The following is a 19,978-nucleotide window of genomic DNA, read 5'->3' on the forward strand; positions in this document are numbered from 1 at the left end:
GGGGGGGGGGCCCCCCCCCCCCGGGCCCCATCGCTGTCATCCGTCGACCCCTACTTGTTCAGGCTCGCCCAGAACTCGTCGAAGGAGAGGCGCTTGTCCGCGTCGGTGTCCTTCGTGCCGATCACGGCCTCGGCCACCGTCTCGGTGACGTAGAAGTCCCCCATCTGCGCCATGGCCGACTTCCACTCGGCCGCCGTGATGAAGCCGTCGCCGTCCGCGTCGAACCGCTCGAACGTCTTGCGCGCTTCCTCGATGTCCGCCACCGGATCCACCCCTTCTTGGTGCACTACTGAGACGGCTCAGGGTATCGGCCGTCGCACGCCCCGATCACAGGGAGTACGCCCATGGCCAGCAGCTGTTCTTCATTCGGTCCGCGATTTTCCCGGTGACCCCTTGACGCGGGCCATATTGGGAGGAAACTGGTCATTACACCAGAAATCCGGAGAATCGCAGCGACGGTAGAGACGTCTACCGAGAAGAGATTCCCGCAGGCTCTGGCCAGGCCCCCGAAGCCCCTCGCTACCGGAGCCTCAGCGACGACTGAGGTAGATGGCAACGGTGAGGACTCCGGGGACTGTTCTGTGCGGCGGAGCCCTCAGCACTCGATGATGTTCACCGCGAGCCCGCCCCGAGCGGTCTCCTTGTACTTGACGCTCATGTCGGCCCCGGTCTCCTTCATGGTCTTGATGACCTTGTCGAGGGACACCTTGTGGCTGCCGTCGCCGCGCATCGCCATCTTCGCGGCGGTCACGGCCTTCACCGCCGCCATGCCGTTGCGCTCGATGCAGGGGATCTGGACGAGGCCGCCGACGGGGTCGCAGGTCAGGCCGAGGTTGTGCTCCATGCCGATCTCCGCGGCGTTCTCGACCTGCTCGGGGGAGCCGCCGAGGACCTCGGCGAGTGCGCCCGCCGCCATCGAGCAGGCGGAGCCGACCTCGCCCTGGCAGCCGACCTCGGCGCCGGAGATCGAGGCGTTCTCCTTGAAGAGCATGCCGATGGCGCCGGCCGCGAGCATGAAGCGGACCACGCCGTCCTCGTCGGCGCCGGGCACGAAGTTCATGTAGTAGTGCAGGACCGCCGGGATGATGCCCGCGGCGCCGTTCGTCGGGGCGGTCACGACCCGGCCGCCCGCCGCGTTCTCCTCGTTCACGGCCATCGCGTAGAGCGTGATCCACTCCATGGCGAGGGCCAGCGGGTCGCCCTCGGAGCGCAGCTTGCGGGCCGAATTGGCCGCGCGGCGGCGGACCTTCAGGCCGCCCGGCAGGATGCCCTCGCGGGACATGCCGCGGGACACGCACGACTGCATGACGCCCCAGATGTCGAGCAGCCCCGAGCGGATCTCCGCCTCGGTGCGCCAGGCCTTCTCGTTCTCCAGCATCAGCGCGGAGATGGAAAGGCCGGTCTCGCGGGTGAGCCGCAGCAGCTCGTCGCCGGTGCGGAAGGGGTGCTTCAGCACCGTGTCGTCCAGCACGATCGGGTTCTCGCCCGCCACCGCGTCCTCGTCGACGACGAAGCCGCCGCCCACCGAGTAGTACGTCTTCTCCAGGAGGAGCGTGCCCTCACGGTCGTACGCGAAGATCGTCATGCCGTTGGCGTGGTACGGCAGGGCCTTGCGGCGGTGCAGGATCAGGTCCTCGTCGAAGTCGAAGGCGATCTCGTGCATGCCGAGCAGGTTGAGGCGGCCGGTGGTCCTGATCTGCTCGACCCGGTCGTCGGCGGTCTCCACGTCCACCGAGCGGGGGGACTCGCCCTCAAGGCCGAGGAGCACCGCCTTGGGGGTGCCGTGCCCGTGGCCGGTCGCGCCGAGCGAGCCGAACAGCTCGGAGCGTATCGCGGTGGTGTGGGCCATCAGGCCCTCGTTCTTCAGGCGGCTCGCGAAGATGCGGGCCGCGCGCATCGGGCCCACCGTGTGGGAGCTCGACGGGCCGATGCCGATCGAGAACAGGTCGAAGACCGAGAGGGCCACGGGAACTCCAAGGGTGGTTGGTAGACGCCGTTGTCTGCCGGGGTGACGCAGAAGAACAAGGCGGTGCAGGAAGTGCGAGTACGGTCACGCGGTGCGGGGCACCGCGCACACTGTCCTCACTGTCCAGTGTGCGGGGTGCCCCGACGTTTCGTACGTACGAACAAAAGCGTACGCAAAGGGCACGAAACTACTTCAGGCCGGGGTACAGCGGGTGCTTGTCGGCCAGCGCGGTCACGCGGCCCTTCAGGGCCTCCGCGTCGAAGCCCGGCTTCAGGGTCTCGGCGATGATGTCGGCGACCTCACGGAAGTCGTCCTCCTGGAAGCCGCGGGTCGCGAGCGCCGGCGTACCGATCCGCAGACCCGATGTGACCATCGGGGGGCGCGGGTCGTTCGGGATCGCGTTGCGGTTGACCGTGATGCCGACCTCGTGGAGACGGTCCTCGGCCTGCTGGCCGTCCAGGTCGGAGTTGCGCAGGTCCACCAGGACCAGGTGCACGTCCGTGCCGCCGGACAGGACGGAGACGCCGTGCTCCGTGACGTCGTCCTGCACCAGGCGCTCGGCCAGGATGCGGGCGCCGTCCAGGGTGCGCTCCTGTCGCTCCTTGAACTCCTCGGAGGCCGCGACCTTGAAGGAGACGGCCTTGGCGGCGATCACGTGCTCCAGGGGGCCGCCCTGGAAGCCGGGGAAGACCGCGGAGTTCAGCTTCTTCGCGAACTCCTTGCTGCGGGCCAGGATGATGCCGCCGCGCGGGCCGCCGAGCGTCTTGTGCGTGGTGGAGGTCACCACGTCCGCGAACGGCACCGGGTTGGGGTGCAGACCGGCGGCGACGAGCCCGGCGAAGTGCGCCATGTCGACCCACAGGTACGCGCCGACCTCGTCGGCGATCCGGCGGAACTCGGCGAAGTCGAGCTGGCGCGGGTAGGCGGACCAGCCCGCGATGATCACCTTCGGGCGGTTCTCCTTGGCCAGGCGCTCGACCTCGGCCATGTCGACCAGACCGGCCTCGTCGACGTGGTACGCGACCACGTTGAACTGCTTGCCGGAGAAGTTCAGGCGCATGCCGTGGGTGAGGTGGCCGCCGTGCGCCAGGTCGAGGCCGAGGATCGTGTCGCCGGGCTTGGCGATCGCGAAGAGGGCGGCCTGGTTGGCGGAGGCGCCGGAGTGCGGCTGGACGTTGGCGTACTCGGCGCCGAACAGGTCCTTGACCCGGTCGATCGCGATCTGCTCGGTGACGTCGACGTGCTCACAGCCGCCGTAGTAGCGACGGCCGGGGTAGCCCTCGGCGTACTTGTTGGTGAGGACCGTGCCCTGGGCCTCCATGACGGCGACCGGAGCGAAGTTCTCCGAGGCGATCATTTCCAGGGTGGACTGCTGGCGGTGGAGCTCGGCGTCGACGGCGGCGGCGACGTCCGGGTCCAGCTCGTGGAGAGGGGTGTTGAGAAGCGACATCAGGTGGTCCCTAAGGGTCTTTAGTTGCCTGCGAGCTCGGTGTATTCGGCCGCGGAGAGCAGGTCGTCCGGCTCCGCCGTGATCCGTACCTTGAACAGCCAGCCGCCCTCGAAGGGCGCGGAGTTCACCAGCGACGGGTCGTCCACGACGTCCTGGTTCGCCTCGGTGACCTCACCGGTCACCGGCGAGTACAGGTCGCTGACGGACTTCGTCGACTCGAGCTCGCCGCAGGTCTCGCCCGCGGTCACCGTGTCGCCGACCGCCGGGAGCTGGGCGTAGACGACGTCACCGAGCGCGTTGGCCGCGAACTCGGTGATGCCGATCGTCGCCACACCGTCCTCGGTGGCCGAGAGCCACTCGTGCTCCTTGCTGTAACGCAGCTGCTGGGGGTTGCTCATGACCTGAATTCTCCTGTACGCGGATGGGTGCTGCGGAACGAGAAAGATGTGCGTGACGTCACTGCCGACGCCCGCGGGGGGTCACTTCTGGCGCTTGTAGAACGGCAGCGCCACGACCTCGTACGGCTCATGGGTACCGCGGATGTCCACGCCGACACCCTCGGTGCCGGGGGCCGCGTGCGCCGCGTCGACGTACGCGATGGCGATCGGCTTGCCGAGCGTCGGGGACGGGGCGCCGGAGGTGACCTCGCCGATGACCTTGCCGTCGGCGACGACGGGGAAGCCCGCGCGCGGGACGCGGCGACCGGAAGCGATCAGGCCGACCAGCTTGCGCGGGGGAGCGGTCTCGGCGCGCTCGGCGGCGGCCGCGAGGGCGGCACGGCCCACGAAGTTCTCCGACTCCGAGGTCTTCTCGAACTTCACGACCCGGCCCAGGCCCGCGTCGAACGGCGTCAGCTCGGCGGTCAGCTCGTGCCCGTACAGCGGCATGCCCGCCTCCAGGCGCAGCGTGTCGCGGCAGGAGAGACCGGCCGGGACCATGCCGACGGGCGTGCCCGCCTCCATCAGCGCGCCCCACAGCTTCTCCGCGTCACCGGGGGCGACGAAGAGCTCGAAGCCGTCCTCGCCGGTGTAGCCGGTGCGGGCGATAAGGGCGGGCACGCCAGCAACTGTGCCCGGCAGGCCCGCGTAGTACTTCAGGCCGTCCAGGTCGGCGTCCGTGAGGGACTTCAGGATGCCGGGGGACTCGGGGCCCTGGACGGCGAGCAGCGCGTACGCGTCGCGGTCGTCGCGGACCTCGGCGTCGAACTCCTCGACGCGGTTGCTCAGCTCGTTCAGGACGTTCTGGGCGTTGGAGGCATTGGCGACGACCATGTACTCGGCCTCGGCCAGGCGGTACACGATCAGGTCGTCGAGGATGCCGCCGTCCTGGTCGACGATCATCGTGTAGCGGGCGCGGCCGACACCGACGGAGCCGATGTTGCCGACCAGCGAGAAGTTCAGGAAGTCCACGGCCTCCGGGCCGGTGACGGTGATCTCGCCCATGTGGGAGAGGTCGAAGAGACCGGCCTTGGTGCGTACGGCGATGTGCTCTTCGCGCTCGCTGCCGTACCGCAGCGGCATGTCCCAGCCCGCGAAGTCGGTCATGGTCGCGCCGAGCGCCCGATGCACCGCATCGAGGGCTGTCAGACGGGGGGCGGTACTCATACGTAGAACTCCCAGGGCATGACGGGCGAGGTAGATCCTCCCCATCTGTCATCGGAACCTGAGAGGTTCACCACGACCCGTACGTATGGGGGTCATGACTTGCACCTTGGGTGGAGCCGCCGTGGCGGCCCGCTTTTCAGATGTGCCTCGCCCGCGCGGTACGGGGCCTGAGAGATTCAAGGGAGGGACTTGCTCCTTCGGCGCCCCGGCGTGTCGTACGACGCGTACGACGGTGACCGGGAACTCTCCCGCGCGGATTCAAGCGGCCTGTATGGAGTTTGCGGGCACATCATTGCACGGGGCTCCGTCACAGGGCAGTGCCAGTCCAGTAATGCCCTTGTGCCGCATTACCTTCTCTTTACACTTGCCGGGGAAGCTGCGGTAAGCAGGTACGTGACCGCTATGGGGAGGCCGATCACGGTGCGCAGGACCAGTGTCTACGCGACCAACACAGGGGTGGCCCTGCCCAAGCAGGATGCCGCCCCCGTCAGGGAGAGCTGTGGCCCCCTGCCCGCGGCCGTCGTCCGGGACCTGAGGCAGCGGATGGGCCACAGTCCGCACCGGCTGTCCTTCGGCGGCGGCGACCTGATCGTCGTCTCCGGGCTGCCGGGCAGCGGAAAGTCCACGCTGATGCGCAGAGCCGTCGCGGGCCCGCGCATCGACTCGCAGGACACCCGCGACCGCTGGGCGAGCCGCATGCCGCGCTTCCTTCCGTACGCGGTCTACCGCCCCCTGGTCCGCATCGCGCACTACGCGGGCCTGCGCCGGGCCCTGCGCTCCGGCGAGGGGGTCGTCGTGCACGACTGCGGCACCCAGGCCTGGGTGCGCCGCTGGCTGGCCAGGGAAGCGGCGCGACGGGGCACGACCCTGCATCTGCTGCTGCTCGACGTGCCGCCGGAAACGGCTGTCGAGGGTCAGCTCGCGCGCGGCCGCGGCGTCTCGCGGTACGCCTTCGCGCGCCACCGCAGAACGGTCGGCCGGCTGGTCGGCGCCGCCGAGCGGGGGGATCTGCCGCGCGGCGTCGGCTCGGCGCTGCTGCTCGACCGGACGGCGGCCGGGGTGCTGAACGGGATCACCTTCGGGGACTGACCCGGGTGAGGGCCCGCGCACCGCGTAGCGGGCCCGCGCGCCGCGTTAGGGTCGACGGCAGGCAGAGCGGGACGAAGCAGGGGTAAGACAGATGGACATTCCGGCGCAGGCACACGCCCATCCGTACGGAGGATGGCCGGGCAACGAACTCGAAGAGGTGCTCGCGGCGGCCCTCGGCACCGGCGGCGCTCCTCAGACAGGCACAACCTCCGCGGCGGCCCGCATCGTCGAGGTCCTCGGCCGCAGCCACATCTGGGTCCCGCTGCCGAACGGCGGGGACGGGGCCGCCGGGACGCTCGACCTGCCCACGCTGGAGATCGAGGGCCAGGCGTACGTGCCCGTCTTCAGCTCCGAGCAGCAGTTCCAGCAGGTCACCGGCGGCCGGATGAGCTGCACCGTGGCGCCCGCCGTGGAGTTCGCGCGCGGCTTGCCCCCGCAGCTCGGCATCGCGCTCAACCCGGACGGCACGATCGGCGTGCCGCTGCCGCCCCCGGCCGTCGCCGAGCTCTGCCGGGCGGGGCGCACCCCCCTCGACGGCCCCGCGAGCGGCGGCCGTGTCCGTCTCTTCGAGCCGGACTGGCAGCACGACCCGGTCGACTTCCTGTCCGCCGCGGCCCGCGAGTTCGAGGCCACGGGGGTCGTCCTGAGCGCCCGCCGCTGCCTGGCCAGCGTCGAGGGCGAGGACCCGGCCCTGTTCATCGGCGTCGAGCTGTCCTCCTGGGAGGGCAACGCCCGCGATCTGCCGATGCAGGCCGTGGGCCGCGCGCTCGGCCTGGCCCCGGTGGCCTGGCCGGTGAACCTGGTGCTGCTCGACGTGGCCCAGGACCCGGTGGGCGACTGGATGCGCGCAAGGGTGCGGCCCTTCTTCGGACAGAGCCACCAGCACGAGCACGGACGTGTGTAGAGATACGAGCACGGAGGTGTGGAGAGACATGCGCACCGGCGGGTGTGACCACGCCGTACGTCAAGTCGGTGTCAGGATCGCCGCTTAAGCTGGTTTCATGACCCGGGCGGGTTACGGCCGTGCCGGCCGGGTCCGTTGCGGATCATTCGGATCATCGGGGTCGTCGGGTCATCGCGAAGGGGCGGTTAAGGGTGAGTGCGTCGGGCACGGCTGCGGCCGGGCAGGTCGAGCACATGCTGCGCCAGGTGACGCCGGGGCGCTACGACGCCTACGAGGCGCTCCTGCGGGCGCTCGCCGCCGACCAGGTGTGGATGCTGCTCTGGCACGGCCAGGCCGGATCCCCCGACGCCCAGTACGGAAACATGGAGGTCGAGGGCCTCGGTTATGCGCCGTGCGTGACCTCCGCCCAGGAGCTCTCCGCCAGTGGCTGGAACCGCTCGTACGAAGTGGTCGCAGGCGTCGACATCGCCCGCACCCTCTACCCCGACAACTACGGCCTCTGGCTCAACCCGCACGCGCCCGGCGGCGGCGTCGGCATCCCCTGGCTGGATCTGCGCCGTATCGCATCGGGCCTTGACCTGCTGCCCGCGGGCCCGCTGCGGCTCACCGAGCCGGCCATCGAGATCCCGCAGTTCTACGCGCTGCTCACGCAGAACGCGCACCGCACCCCGGCGGTCCGCGCGCTGCGCCGCGCCTGGGTGCAGCCCGCGCTCGGCGCTCCCTATCTGGCCATCGGTCTCGATGTGTACGACACGTCGCCGCCCTCGGTCGACGCCGTGCGCGCGATGATGCAGCAGTCGATCGCCGCCGTGCCCGACGGCCTGCCCGTGTCGACGGTCGCGATGTCCGACGCGTACGACCCGGTCGCCATGTGGCTGCGCGCCAACGCCAGGCCGTTCTACGACCGCGAGGCCCAGGCGGCCCCGGCCCCCGCGGGCGGCTACGGCTACCCCGCGCAGTACTGAGAACCGCCCGCACCTGCCCGAACGGCCACGATGTCCCGTTCTGATGGTGGAGGGGCTCAATAGGCCCCTGTGGCTCCTTGCGACCCAACTGCCCCGTGTTCGCCCCTCGTTCACCCGAGTCCGGATAACGGAACACTCCGATCAGCATCACGGTTGCGCATCCATTCCCCAACAAGGCTGGTAACAGATCGCGACCCCGATGAAGACTCCCGCACCAGGGGCGGTTCGCCCCTGTGTACGACGGACTGATCACGTCGCTACAGCGGCAAGTGCGGGCCGGTCACCACCGGTTGAGAGGGGTCCCTGCCACGATGACGGCACCATTGCATGACACACCTGCGGACGCGGACCCGACAGCGGACGTCGCTCCCGCAGCTGGTGCAGGGGTGAAGAAGGTCGAGGGGCGGTCCCTCAAGCAGATCGCCTGGAACCGCCTGAAGCGGGACAAGGTCGCCCTGGCCGGCGGCATCACCGTGCTCGTCCTGGTCCTTGTCGCCGTCTTCGCGCCCCTGATCGTCTCCCTGTTGGGCCACCCGCCCAACGAGTTCCATCAGGACGAGCTCGAAGACCTCACGAACCTGCCCAAGGGCGCCTTCGGCGGCATGAGTACGGACTTCCTCTTCGGAGTCGAGCCGAACAAGGGCCGCGACGTCTTCAGCCGGATCGTCTACGGAGCGCGGATCTCGCTCCTCGTGGCGTTCCTCGCCGCCGTGGTCGCCGTGGTGCTCGGCACCTTCTTCGGCATCATCGCCGGCTACTTCGGCGGCTGGATCGACGCCCTGATCAGCCGGGTCATGGACGTGCTGCTCGCCTTCCCGCAGCTGCTCTTCGTGATCTCCCTGGTCTCGGTACTCCCCGACGACCTGCTCGGGCTCACCGGCAGCGGCGTACGCATCGCCGTACTGATCCTGGTGATCGGCTTCTTCGGCTGGCCCTACGTCGGACGCATCGTGAGAGGCCAGACCCTCTCGCTGCGCGAACGCGAGTACGTGGAGGCGGCCCGCAGCCTCGGCGGCGGTCAACGGCACATCCTCTTCAAGGAGTTGCTGCCGAACCTGGTCGCACCGATCACGGTGTACGCGACGCTCATGATCCCCACCAACATCCTCACCGAAGCGGCGCTGAGCTTCCTCGGCGCGGGTGTGCGTCCGCCCACGGCCTCCTGGGGCGGCATGCTCCGGGACGCACTGGCGACGTACGAGCACGACCCGATGTTCATGGTCTTCCCAGGCCTGGCGATCTTTGTGACCGTGCTCGCCTTCAACCTCTTCGGTGACGGGCTGCGCGACGCCCTGGACCCCAAGGGAACTCGGTAAACAGCTCCAACTGGCTTGCCCCTGCCGCAGCGTCAGGTGGCTCTTCCCATGGTTCTCAAGGCAGTCAAACGCCAAAAGGACCACGAATCTCGGAGGATGCGAGAAATGCCCACAGGTTCCTCTCAACGACGGCTCACCGCTGGCGCGGCCCTCGTCGTAGCGGCGCTGGTGACCACCACGGCGTGCGGCGGCGGCAGCGACGACGAAGACAGCAAGGGCGCCGGCTACAACGCGGCCATCGGCAAGGTCGCCAACAAGTCGACGAAGGCGGGCGGCACGCTCAAGTTCGTCGCCAAGCAGGACCTCGACTCGGCCGACCCGCAGCGCGCCTACTACGGCATGACGTGGGACTTCATGCGGTACTACACCCGCACGCTGATCACGTACGACACCAAGCCGGGTGCCGCGTCCAACAAGCTCGTCCCCGACCTCGCCGAGTCCACGGCGAAGATCAGCGACGACGGCAAGACCTACACGTACAAGCTGCGTGACGGCCTCACCTGGGAGGACGGCTCCAAGCTGACCTCCAAGGACATCAAGTACGGCATCGAGCGCATCTGGGCGACCAAGGTCATCACCGGTGGTCCCGCGTACCTGAAGACGACGCTTGACCCCAAGGGCGAGTACAAGGGCCCCTACGAGGACAAGTCGAAGGACAAGCTGGGTCTGAAGGCGATCGAGACGCCCGACGACAACACCATCATCTTCAAGCTGCCCAAGAAGAACGGCGACTTCGAGCAGATGCTCGCGATGCCGTCGGGCACCCCGGTGAAGCAGTCCGAGGACACCGGCGCCAAGTACACCCAGCGCCCGTTCTCCTCCGGCCCGTACAAGTTCCAGAACTACAGCGCCGGCAAGAGCATCACGCTGGTCCGCAACAAGAACTGGAAGAAGTCGTCGGACCCGGTCCGTCCCGCGCTGCCGGACAAGATCACGGTCACCATCTCGGCGAACCTCGAAGAGAACGACAAGCGCCTGATGGAAGGCGACTACGACATCGACATGAATGGCACCGGCATGACCCAGTCGGGTCGTACCACCGCCATTCAGGACCACAAGGGCAACGTCGACAACATGCAGACGGACTTCGTCCGTTACGTCGCCCTGGTGACCAAGACGAAGCCGTTCGACAACGAGAACTGCCGCAAGGCCGTCTTCTACGCCACGGACTTCGCGGGCCTGCAGAAGACCCGTGGTGGCCCGCTCGCCGCCGGTGAGATCGCCACCAGCGTCTTCCCGAAGTCCATCAAGGGCAACGACGACTACGACCCGTACGGGATCCTGAAGCGCAAGGGCAAGCCGGACGCCACCGCGGCCAAGGCCGAGCTGAAGAAGTGCGGCAAGCCGAGCGGCTTCGACACCAAGATCTCGGCCCGCACCAACCAGCCGGGCGAGGTGGACGCCGCCACGGCGCTCCAGGAGCAGCTGAAGAAGGTCGGCATCAACGCCGAGGTCGACCAGATCGACGGCGCCGACTCCTCCAGCATCACCGGTTCTCCCTCGGTGGTGAAGAAGCGCGGCATCGGCATGACGATGGCGGGCTGGGGTCCGGACTTCCCGACCGGTCAGGGCTACGCGCAGCCGCTGTTCGACAGCCGCTTCATCGCTGAGAACGGCAACTACAACGAGTCGCAGATCGACGAGCCGAAGGTCGACAAGTTCTTCGACGACGCGATCGCCGAGGTCGACCCGAACAAGGCCGGTGAGATCTACACCGACCTGGCTCACGAGATCGTCGACAAGGCCTACTGGATGCCCTTCATCTACGAGAAGAACATCTCGTGGCGCGGTTCGCGGGCGACCAACGTCTACTCCTCCGCCGCCTACAGCGGCCGCTACGACTACGTCTCGCTCGGTGTGAACGAGAAGTAGTCCCGCCGCAAGGCCGTCCGTCCCACCGCCGAATCCCGCCAGTCCGAAGGGCAGGTGATGGCCCCGGGCGGTGGCCGGGGCCCCTCACAAGGGGGCCTTGGCCACCGCCGGGCCGCGCACAGTGCTTGCTTATCTCATCCGGCGCCTGATCGCCGTTGTCGTCATGGTGCTGGTCGTACTGCTCGCGACCTTCACCGTCTTCTTCATGCTGCCCAAGTGGGCGGGACAGGACATCGCCGTCCTCTTCGCCGGCAAGTCGTCCGGAGCCGAGCAGCTCGCCGGCATCCGGATCAAACTGGGCCTGGACGACCCTCTGCTCGTCCAGTTCTGGGACTTCGTCAAGGGCATCCCGATGGGGCGTGACTACGCCAACGGGGCCGACGTCACCCACTGCCCGGCCCCCTGCTTCGGATACTCCTTCCGTACCGAGGCCCCGGTCTGGGAGACCCTCAAGGACGCCCTGCCCGTCACCGGTGCGCTCGCCGCCGGCGCCTGTGTGCTGTGGCTGATCGCCGGTGTCGCCACCGGTGTGCTCTCCGCGCTCAAGCGGGGCACCGTCTGGGACCGTTCCGCGATGATCACCGCCCTCGGCGGCGTCTCGCTGCCGATCTTCTTCACCGGCATGATCGCGATGGGGCTCTTCGTCCACACCCTTGGCTGGGTGAAGATCGAGGACACCCTCACCACGGACGATCCGATCAACATCTGGTTCGAGACGCTGATCCTGCCCTGGATCGTGCTCGCGTTCCTCAACGCCGCCATGTACGCGCGACTGACCCGCGCCACCATGCTGGAAGTGCTCGGTGAGGACTACATCCGCACCGCGCGCGCCAAGGGGCTCGGCGAGGCCGTCGTCATCAGACGGCACGCGCTGCGCTCCGCCATGACGCCGATCCTCACGGTCTTCGGCCTCGACCTCGGTGTGCTGCTCGGTGGCGCCGTCCTCACCGAGTCCACGTTCAACCTGCCGGGGCTCGGCCTCGAGGCGGTCAAGGCCATCAGCAACAAGGACCTGCCGGTGATCCTCGGCGTCACCTTGTGCGCATCGCTCGCGATCGCCCTCGCCAACCTCGTCGTCGACCTTCTGTACGCCGTCATCGACCCGCGAGTGAGGCTGGGATGACCGAACTGCACAAGACCGGAGCGGCGGTCGGAGAACCCGTCGCCACTGCTTCGGCCGCTCCCACCGCCTTTCTCGAAGTGCGCGATCTCAAGGTGCACTTCCCGACCGACGACGGCCTGGTCAAGTCCGTCGACGGGCTCAGCTTCCAGCTGGAGAAGGGCCGTACCCTCGGCATCGTCGGCGAGTCGGGATCCGGCAAGTCCGTCACCTCGCTCGGCATCCTGGGCCTGCACACCGCAGGGCAGTACGGCCGCCGCAGGGCGCAGCTCTCCGGTGAGATCTGGCTGAACGGCACGGAGCTGCTCACCGCGGACCCCAACGAGGTGCGCAGGCTGCGCGGCCGCGACATGGCGATGATCTTCCAGGACCCGCTGTCCGCGCTGCACCCGTACTACTCCATCGGCAAGCAGATCATGGAGGCGTACCGGGTCCACAACGACGTGGACAAGAAGACCGCCCGCAAGCGCGCCGTCGAGATGCTCGACCGGGTGGGCATCCCCCAGCCGGACAAGCGGGTCGACAGCTACCCGCACGAGTTCTCCGGCGGCATGCGCCAGCGCGCGATGATCGCGATGGCCCTGGTGAACAACCCCGAGCTGCTCATCGCGGACGAGCCGACGACCGCCCTGGACGTGACCGTCCAGGCGCAGATCCTCGACCTCATCCGGGATCTGCAGAAGGAGTTCGGCTCCGCGGTCATCATGATCACGCACGACCTGGGCGTGGTCGCCGAGATGGCGGACGAGCTGCTCGTGATGTACGGCGGCCGCTGCGTCGAGCGCGGCACCGCCGAGAAGGTCTTCTACGAGCCCCAGCACCCCTACACCTGGGGCCTGTTGGGCTCGATGCCGCGCATCGACCGCGAGGAGACCGACCGTCTCGTGCCGGTCAAGGGCTCCCCGCCCAGCCTGATCAACCTGCCGCAGGGCTGTGCCTTCAACCCGCGCTGCCCGTACGCCGACATCCCCAAGGACCAGATCACCCGCCGCGAGCGCCCCGATCTGCGCGAGGTGGCCCCGGGACACTTCACCGCCTGCCACATGGCGCAGGAGGAGCGCACCCGCATCTGGACCGAAGAGATTGCGCCGAAGCTGTGAAAGACGAAGCGAAAGACCAGGCGAAAGATCTGGCGAAAGATCCGGTGAAGGGCAAGGGCCAGGAGATGACGATCCCGGCGCAGTCGAAGAGCTCTCCGGAGTCTCCCGAGCCGCTGCTCAAGGTCGAAGGCCTGGTGAAGCACTTCCCCATCAAGAAGGGGCTGCTGCAGCGCCAGGTGGCGGCGGTACAGGCCGTCGACGGTCTCACCTTCGACGTACGCCCCGGTGAGACGCTCGGCGTCGTGGGCGAGTCGGGCTGCGGCAAGTCGACGATGGGCCGGCTGATCACCCGCCTGCTCGAACCGACCGCGGGCCGCGTGGAGTTCGAGGGCGTGGACATCACGCACCTGAACACCGGCAAGATGCGGCCGCTGCGCCGCGACGTCCAGATGATCTTCCAGGACCCGTACTCGTCGCTGAACCCGCGGCACACCATCGGCACGATCGTCGGTGCGCCGTTCAAGCTGCAGGGCGTCAAGCCCGAGGGCGGTCTGCGCAAGCACGTGCAGGAGATGCTGGAGCGCGTCGGGCTCAGCCCCGAGCACTACAACCGCTACCCGCACGAGTTCTCCGGCGGTCAGCGCCAGCGCATCGGCATCGCCCGCGCGCTCGCGCTGCGGCCCAAGCTGGTCGTGGCCGACGAGCCCGTCTCCGCCCTGGACGTCTCCATCCAGGCGCAGGTGGTCAACCTCCTGGACGACCTCCAGGACGAGCTCGGTCTGACGTACGTGATCATCGCGCACGACCTCTCGGTCATCCGGCACGTCTCGGACCGCATCGCGGTGATGTACCTCGGCAAGATCGTGGAGCTCGCGGACCGCAAGGACCTCTACACCAAGCCGATGCACCCGTACACCAAGGCGCTGCTCTCCGCGGTGCCGGTGCCCGACCCCAAGCGGCGCGGGGTCAAGAGCGAGCGCATCCTGCTCCGCGGTGACGTCCCGTCGCCGATCTCCCCGCCCACCGGCTGCCGCTTCCACACGCGGTGCTGGAAGGCGACGGAGCTCTGCGCGAAGACGGAGCCGCCGCTGATCACCCTGGAGACGGGCCACCAAGTGGCGTGCCACCACCCGGAGAACGCCGAGGACCAGGCGCCCGAGGACACCAAGCTGCTGCAGGTCGCCAAGGAGGCGATCGAGGTGGTGTCGGTGGTGAGCAAGGCGGAGGAGACGGCCGTGGAGGCCGTTGCGGAGGAGTCGACGCCGGCCGCGGAGGCCAAGACCGTGTCGAAGGACGAAGCCCCCGAGACCGTCTCGAAGGACGTCCCGGAAGCGGAAGCCAAGGGTCAGGCGTCAACTGACCAGTAGCGCCTGATGACTTGGTAAAAATCAGTCACCAGGGCATGTACACGCCCATACGGGAGAGTGCAGAGTCTGCGTGTCCGTTTCATCGGAACACGCGCGAAAGGGATGACTCATGGCACTCTCCCGTTCGGCACGTCTGGGGGCACTGGCGACCGCCGCCGCCTCCTTCTGCTTGATCGCCGCCGCTCCCGGGCCACAGCCCGGCTCCGACGGCGTCGGCGACCCGTACTTCCCGCAGCTCGGCAACGGCGGATTCGACGTACGCCATTACGGCCTCGACGTGGCGTACAACCCTGACACCGACCGCCTCGACGGCCGCACCACGATCACCGCGCGCGCCACCCAGAACCTGTCTTCCTTCGACCTCGACCTCCAGAAGCTGGAGGTGACGAGAATCGAGGTGAACGGAAGACGGGCGCACTTCACACGCGAGGGCGACGAGATCCGCATCAGCCCGCGCGACCACCTGCGCAAGCACAAGACGTTCACCGTGACCGTCACCTACGGCGGCGTCCCCGAGCCGCTCAGCGGCCCCATCGTCTTCGGCTCGGACTACGGCTGGATGAAGACCACCGACGGCGTCTTCGTCGCCTGCGAGCCCAACGCCGCGTCGACCTGGTTCCCGTCCAGCGACCACCCGGGGGACAAGGCCGCCTTCGACATCCGCATCAAGGCCCCCAAGGGCCTGACGGGGGTCTCCAACGGGCGCCTCGTCGACACGTACGACAAGGGTGGCCAGACAGTCGCCCACTGGCGCGAGTCCAAGCCCATGGCGACCTACCCCGCCACCGCCACGATCGGGAAGTTCGACGTGAAGCAGGGCAGGACCCCGGCGGGGACCCCGATCTACGTCGCCATCGACCCGGTCCTCGAGAACAGCAACAACGTCGACGTGTACGGCGTCACGGCGGAGGTCACCGACTACTGGTCGAAGATCTTCGGTCCCTACCCCTTCGAGGAGACCGGCGCGATCGTCGACGACATGCCGCAGGCCGGCTTCTCCCTGGAGACCCAGACCAAGCCGGTCTACTCCGCCATCCGCAGCGAGTCGACCATCGCCCACGAGGTCGCCCACCAGTGGTTCGGCGACTCCGTGACGCCCGAGAAGTGGGACGACATCTGGCTCAACGAGGGCTTCGCGACCTACTCCCAGTGGCTGTGGAGCGAGCACAAGGGCATCCGCTCGGCCCATGACTCCTTCCTCGCGGGCTACGACTCGCGGCCCGCCGACTCGCCCTTCTGGCAGACGGTCGTCGGCGATCCGCAGCGCGACACGATGTTCGCCTCCGCCGTCTACCAGCGCGGCGCGATGACGCTCCAGGTCCTGCGCGAGCGCATCGGTGACAAGGCGTTCTTCAAGCTGCTCCCGGCCTGGACCCAGCAGAACCGGTACGGGAACGCGAACACCGCCGACTTCATCCGGCTCGCCGAGAAGATCTCGGGCAAGCAGCTCGACGGGCTCTTCGAGACGTGGCTGTTCACCAAGGGCAAGCCCGCCCTGTAGGCCGGGCCTCGTCGGGCCGGTGTCGGCGGGCAGGTAAGAATGTCGCGTGATTCAGGATCTGTTCAGTCCCTCCGTCCAGCACGCGCTCGACATCGTCGGGATCTTCGTCTTCGCGATCTCCGGCGCCCTGCTCGCCGTACGCAAGAACTTCGACGTCTTCGGCATCGCCGTGCTCGCCGAGGTCACCGCCCTGGGCGGCGGGATCCTCAGGGACCTGGTCATCGGGGCGGTGCCGCCCGCCGCGTTCACCGACCTCGGCTACTTCATCACCCCGCTGTTCGCCGCCGCCCTGGTGTTCTTCCTGCACCCCGAGGTGGAGCGCACCCAGGTGGCGGTGAACGTCTTCGACGCGGCGGGGCTCGGCCTGTTCTGTGTCACCGGCACCACCAAGGCGTACGACTACGGCCTCGGCCTCACCGCGTCGGCGGCCCTGGGTCTGGCCACCGCGGTGGGCGGCGGCGTACTGCGCGACATCATCGCCAACGAGGTGCCGTCGCTGGTGCGCTGGGACCGCGATCTGTACGCCGTGCCCGCGATCGTCGGCTCCGCGATGGTCGCGCTCTGCATCAACTACGACATGGTGAACGGCTTCACCAGCGGCCTCGCCGTGGTCACGGCGTTCGTGCTGCGGCTGCTCGCGATGCGCTACCACTGGCGTGCGCCGCGGGCCTGGCACCGGCGTTCGACGGCGGTCGAGGTGGAGGACGGGTCGTAGGAGTGGCGCGTGGTGCTGCCGCGTCACCAACTGCCCGCGCCCTTCCACTAGTTGAACACCATCAGCCCTCCTGACCCTTGACGCGTTACTTCCTCTTGACGCGTTACTCCCTCACGAGTTAACTCAAGCACTGAATTAAGTCTGGACCAACCTTCCCTTCCCCCCCCCACGTTCTGGAAGGCCCCATGAACCTCACCCACAGAAGGCGCGGTCGCGCCCTCCCGATATCCGCCGCGCTCGCACTCGCCGCGGGCACGCTCGGGCTCATCACGATCCAGAGCGCCGACGCAGGTCAGGCCCCCGCGAAGTCGCAGCGCACGACCGCGACCGTCGCCGCCGACACCCCCGACCTCGGCCCGAACGTCGACATCTTCGACCCGTCGATGTCGCACGACACCATCCAGGGCCGCCTCGACGAGGTGTTCAAGCAGCAGGAGACCAACCAGTTCGGCGGCGAGCGGCGCGCGCTGCTCTTCAAGCCCGGTTCGTACGACGACGTCGACGCGAACATCGGCTTCTACACGCAGATCGCCGGGCTCGGCCTCTCCCCGGACGACACCGGTATCAACGGCGCGGTGCACGCCGAGGCCGACTGGTTCCAGGGCAACGCCACCCAGAACTTCTGGCGCGGCGCGGAGAATCTCGCCGTGACCCCGAAGGCCGGGGAGGACCGCTGGGCAGTGTCGCAGGCCGCGCCCTATCGGCGTATGCATCTGAAGGGCGATCTGCGGCTCGACGACGGCGGCTGGTCGAGCGGCGGACTGCTCGCCGACACCAAGGTCGACGGACGGGTCGACTCCGGCTCGCAGCAGCAGTGGCTGTCCCGCAACACCGACTGGGGCGGCTGGCAGGGCTCCAACTGGAACATGGTGTTCGTCGGCGCGAAGAACGCGCCCGCCGGGAACTTCCCCGACCCGCCCTACACCAGGGTCGACCAGACCCCCGTCTCGCGCGAGAAGCCTTTCCTGTACGTCGACGATGCCGACGCCTACAAGGTGTTCGTGCCCGGTGTGCGCAAGGACAGCAGCGGCACCAGCTGGTCCGGCGGCGCCCCGGCGGGCGAGTCCCTGCCGATCGACGACTTCTTCATCGTGAAGCCGGGCGCGAGCGCGTCCGACATCAACGGCGCGCTCGCGGACGGCAAGAACCTCCTGGTGACGCCGGGGGTCTACCACCTCGACCAGACCCTGAAGGTGACCAGGCCCGACACGGTCGTCCTCGGTCTCGGGCTCGCCACCTTCATCCCGGACGGCGGGCTGACGGCGATGACCGTCGCCGACGTGGACGGCGTGAAGGTGGCGGGGGTCCTCTTCGACGCGGGGACGGAGAACTCGGACACGTTGATGGAGGTCGGCGGCGAGGGCGCGGACGCGGACCATGCCGCCAACCCGACCTCGCTGCACGACGTCTACTTCCGGGTCGGGGGAGCGGCCGTGGGCAAGGCGACAAAGAGCCTTGTCGTCAACAGCTCGGACGTCATCGGCGACCACGCCTGGATCTGGCGGGCCGACCACGGCGACGGCGTCGGCTGGAACACGAACACGGCGGACACGGGCCTGGTCGTGAACGGCGACGACGTGACGATGTACGGCCTGTTCGTCGAGCACTACCAGAAGCATCAGACGATCTGGAACGGCGAGGGCGGCCGGACGTACTTCTACCAGAACGAGATGCCGTACGACCCGCCGGACCAGGCGGCCTGGATGAACGGCGGCACGAAGGGATACGCCGCGTACAAAGTGGCCGACTCGGTCACGAAGCACGAGGCGTGGGGGCTCGGCTCCTACTGCTTCTTCAATGTCAACAAGTCCGTCGCGGCCGAGCATGCCTTCGAGGTGCCGCAGCGGGACGGGGTGCGGTTCCACGACATGGTGACGGTGTCGCTGGGCGGCACGGGCACGATCCGTCACGTGATCAACGGGACGGGCGGGCCTTCGGACGCGCAGAACAATGTGGCGAATCTGGTGAGCTACCCCTGACCTACCCCTGAGCTGCTGTGGGCGGCTTGGGCCCAGCAGAAAAAGCTACCGCTCAGTAATTTCATGTTGTACGTTGCTGGCATGGCAGAGGCAGCATCCATACCGGTAGCGGTGCCCGCGAGCATCGGCGACAGCGAATTCGACCGCGACACCGCGGTCACCCGGCGGGAGCCCGGCGTCTATGACATCGAGCTCTCCGCCGGGTGGACGATCATCAGCGCCGTGAACGGCGGCTATCTCCTCGCGGTGATCGGCCGCGCACTCGGCGACGCGCTGCCGCACGCGGACCCCTTCACGATCTCCGCGCACTATCTGACGGCGTCGCAGCCGGGCCCCGCGGTGATCCGCACGGACGTGGTGCGCGGCGGGCGGACACTGTCCACCGGGCAGGCCTCGCTCTTCCAGTACGACGAGGAGGGGCGCGAGGTGGAGCGGATCCGCGTGCTCGCCTCCTACGGCGATCTGGGCGCACTGCCGGACGACGTCAGGACCTCGGCGAAGCCGCCTGCGCTGCCGCCGCTGGAGCACTGCTTCGGGCCGCAGGACGCGCCGGACAACATGCCCGTGCCCGGCAGCTCGGCGATCAGTGACCGGCTCTTCCTGAAGCTGGATCCGGCCACCTTGGGGTGGGCCCTCGGGCAGCCGTCCGGCAAGGGGGAGATGCGGGCCTGGTTCGGCCTCGCGGACGGCCGTGACGCGGATCCGCTTTCGCTGCTGCTCGCGGTGGACGCGTTGCCGCCGACCGCCTTTGAGCTGGGCCTTTCCGGCTGGGTCCCGACGGTCGAACTCACCGCCCACATCCGCTGCCGCCCCGCACCGGGCCCGCTCCGGGTCTCCATCACCACGCGCAACCTGGCCGGCGGCTTCCTGGAGGAGGACGCGGAGGTCTGGGACACGGAGGACCGCCTGGTGGCCCAGTCGCGTCAGCTGGCGCGGGTCCGCTTGGGCTGAGGCGGTTTCTTTTCCCCCCCCCCCCCCCCATTGCCCCCCGGGCCTACCCGGCGGGGTTGTTTGCGGGTGTGGGCCGCCCCCTTTGCCCGGCGTTTGCCCCCCCCCCCGCTGTGTGGTGTTGATTGAGCCCCGCCCGGGG

Annotated in this window: 17 protein-coding genes and 1 riboswitch; of the genes, 12 read left to right on the plus strand and 5 right to left on the minus strand. The window is 68.5% G+C overall.

What is annotated here, in order from left to right:
* Positions 1-50: 50 nt before the first annotated feature.
* From ACFWY6_RS27375 to gcvT, 5 genes are all read right to left on the minus strand, one after another.
* Positions 51-263 (minus strand): EF-hand domain-containing protein, encoded by a 213-nt coding sequence (locus tag ACFWY6_RS27375; RefSeq protein WP_360773753.1) that lies wholly within the window; start codon positions 261-263, stop codon positions 51-53.
* Between the two features lie 332 nt (positions 264-595).
* Complete coding sequence (locus tag ACFWY6_RS27380) at positions 596-1,966, minus strand: L-serine ammonia-lyase (RefSeq protein WP_384695504.1); 1,371 nt, start codon at positions 1,964-1,966, stop codon at positions 596-598.
* A 187-nt stretch (positions 1,967-2,153) separates the two neighbouring features.
* The gene (gene glyA / locus ACFWY6_RS27385) at positions 2,154-3,416 is read right to left on the minus strand and encodes a serine hydroxymethyltransferase (RefSeq protein WP_384695507.1); all 1,263 of its coding nucleotides are present in this window, start codon (positions 3,414-3,416) and stop codon (positions 2,154-2,156) included.
* A 20-nt stretch (positions 3,417-3,436) separates the two neighbouring features.
* On the minus strand, positions 3,437-3,814 hold the full coding sequence (gene gcvH, locus ACFWY6_RS27390) for a glycine cleavage system protein GcvH (protein ID WP_384695509.1): 378 nt from the start codon (positions 3,812-3,814) through the stop codon (positions 3,437-3,439).
* A gap of 81 nt (positions 3,815-3,895) precedes the next feature.
* Positions 3,896-5,020 (minus strand): glycine cleavage system aminomethyltransferase GcvT, encoded by a 1,125-nt coding sequence (gene gcvT / locus ACFWY6_RS27395; RefSeq protein ID WP_384695512.1) that lies wholly within the window; start codon positions 5,018-5,020, stop codon positions 3,896-3,898.
* Between the two features lie 146 nt (positions 5,021-5,166).
* Positions 5,167-5,281: riboswitch (glycine riboswitch) on the minus strand.
* A 153-nt stretch (positions 5,282-5,434) separates the two neighbouring features.
* Here gcvT and ACFWY6_RS27400 point away from each other — a divergent pair.
* From ACFWY6_RS27400 to ACFWY6_RS27455, 12 genes are all read left to right on the plus strand, one after another.
* A complete protein-coding gene (locus ACFWY6_RS27400) occupies positions 5,435-6,109 on the plus strand; it encodes an AAA family ATPase (protein WP_384695536.1) in 675 nt (224 codons plus the stop codon).
* A 91-nt stretch (positions 6,110-6,200) separates the two neighbouring features.
* Positions 6,201-7,013 carry an enhanced serine sensitivity protein SseB gene (locus ACFWY6_RS27405; protein ID WP_384695515.1) on the plus strand — a complete coding sequence of 271 codons (813 nt, stop codon included), beginning with the start codon at positions 6,201-6,203 and terminating at the stop codon, positions 7,011-7,013.
* Positions 7,014-7,204: 191 nt separating this feature from the next.
* On the plus strand, positions 7,205-7,978 hold the full coding sequence (locus ACFWY6_RS27410) for an enhanced serine sensitivity protein SseB C-terminal domain-containing protein (protein WP_365494905.1): 774 nt from the start codon (positions 7,205-7,207) through the stop codon (positions 7,976-7,978).
* 311 nt (positions 7,979-8,289) lie between these two features.
* The gene (locus ACFWY6_RS27415; protein ID WP_384695519.1) at positions 8,290-9,294 is read left to right on the plus strand and encodes an ABC transporter permease; all 1,005 of its coding nucleotides are present in this window, start codon (positions 8,290-8,292) and stop codon (positions 9,292-9,294) included.
* A 105-nt stretch (positions 9,295-9,399) separates the two neighbouring features.
* Positions 9,400-11,166, plus strand: coding sequence for an ABC transporter substrate-binding protein (locus tag ACFWY6_RS27420; RefSeq protein ID WP_384695522.1), 1,767 nt, complete (start codon positions 9,400-9,402; stop codon positions 11,164-11,166).
* 121 nt (positions 11,167-11,287) lie between these two features.
* On the plus strand, positions 11,288-12,289 hold the full coding sequence (locus ACFWY6_RS27425; RefSeq protein ID WP_384695538.1) for an ABC transporter permease: 1,002 nt from the start codon (positions 11,288-11,290) through the stop codon (positions 12,287-12,289).
* Entirely contained in the window at positions 12,286-13,386 is a 1,101-nt protein-coding gene (locus tag ACFWY6_RS27430) for an ABC transporter ATP-binding protein (protein ID WP_361823464.1), read from the plus strand. The genes ACFWY6_RS27425 and ACFWY6_RS27430 overlap by 4 nt, the downstream gene beginning before the upstream one ends.
* A 65-nt stretch (positions 13,387-13,451) precedes the next feature.
* On the plus strand, positions 13,452-14,693 hold the full coding sequence (locus tag ACFWY6_RS27435) for a dipeptide ABC transporter ATP-binding protein (protein WP_384695541.1): 1,242 nt from the start codon (positions 13,452-13,454) through the stop codon (positions 14,691-14,693).
* A 109-nt stretch (positions 14,694-14,802) separates the two neighbouring features.
* Complete coding sequence (locus ACFWY6_RS27440; protein ID WP_384695525.1) at positions 14,803-16,194, plus strand: M1 family metallopeptidase; 1,392 nt, start codon at positions 14,803-14,805, stop codon at positions 16,192-16,194.
* A 46-nt stretch (positions 16,195-16,240) separates the two neighbouring features.
* Positions 16,241-16,909, plus strand: a complete 669-nt coding sequence (locus tag ACFWY6_RS27445; protein ID WP_361823469.1) for a trimeric intracellular cation channel family protein — start codon at positions 16,241-16,243, stop codon at positions 16,907-16,909.
* Positions 16,910-17,094: 185 nt separating this feature from the next.
* A complete protein-coding gene (locus ACFWY6_RS27450) occupies positions 17,095-18,888 on the plus strand; it encodes a coagulation factor 5/8 type domain-containing protein (protein ID WP_384695529.1) in 1,794 nt (597 codons plus the stop codon).
* Positions 18,889-18,969: 81 nt separating this feature from the next.
* Entirely contained in the window at positions 18,970-19,839 is an 870-nt protein-coding gene (locus tag ACFWY6_RS27455; protein ID WP_384695532.1) for a thioesterase family protein, read from the plus strand.
* The last annotated feature ends 139 nt before the right edge of the window (positions 19,840-19,978 follow it).

The organism is Streptomyces sp. NPDC059037, from assembly GCF_042740015.1.
Classification (GTDB): domain Bacteria; phylum Actinomycetota; class Actinomycetes; order Streptomycetales; family Streptomycetaceae; genus Streptomyces.

Bases quoted from the DNA above. Each gene is read 5' to 3' on its own strand.
- glyA (WP_384695507.1), bottom strand. From the start codon at position 3,416: ATGTCGCTTCTCAACACCCCTCTCCACGAGCTGGACCCGGACGTCGCC.
- gcvH (WP_384695509.1), bottom strand. From the start codon at position 3,814: ATGAGCAACCCCCAGCAGCTGCGTTACAGCAAGGAGCACGAGTGGCTC.
- gcvT (WP_384695512.1), bottom strand. From the start codon at position 5,020: ATGAGTACCGCCCCCCGTCTGACAGCCCTCGATGCGGTGCATCGGGCG.
- ACFWY6_RS27405 (WP_384695515.1), top strand. From the start codon at position 6,201: ATGGACATTCCGGCGCAGGCACACGCCCATCCGTACGGAGGATGGCCG.
- ACFWY6_RS27415 (WP_384695519.1), top strand. From the start codon at position 8,290: ATGACGGCACCATTGCATGACACACCTGCGGACGCGGACCCGACAGCG.
- ACFWY6_RS27420 (WP_384695522.1), top strand. From the start codon at position 9,400: ATGCCCACAGGTTCCTCTCAACGACGGCTCACCGCTGGCGCGGCCCTC.
- ACFWY6_RS27430 (WP_361823464.1), top strand. From the start codon at position 12,286: ATGACCGAACTGCACAAGACCGGAGCGGCGGTCGGAGAACCCGTCGCC.
- ACFWY6_RS27435 (WP_384695541.1), top strand. From the start codon at position 13,452: ATGACGATCCCGGCGCAGTCGAAGAGCTCTCCGGAGTCTCCCGAGCCG.
- ACFWY6_RS27440 (WP_384695525.1), top strand. From the start codon at position 14,803: ATGGCACTCTCCCGTTCGGCACGTCTGGGGGCACTGGCGACCGCCGCC.
- ACFWY6_RS27450 (WP_384695529.1), top strand. From the start codon at position 17,095: ATGAACCTCACCCACAGAAGGCGCGGTCGCGCCCTCCCGATATCCGCC.
- ACFWY6_RS27455 (WP_384695532.1), top strand. From the start codon at position 18,970: ATGGCAGAGGCAGCATCCATACCGGTAGCGGTGCCCGCGAGCATCGGC.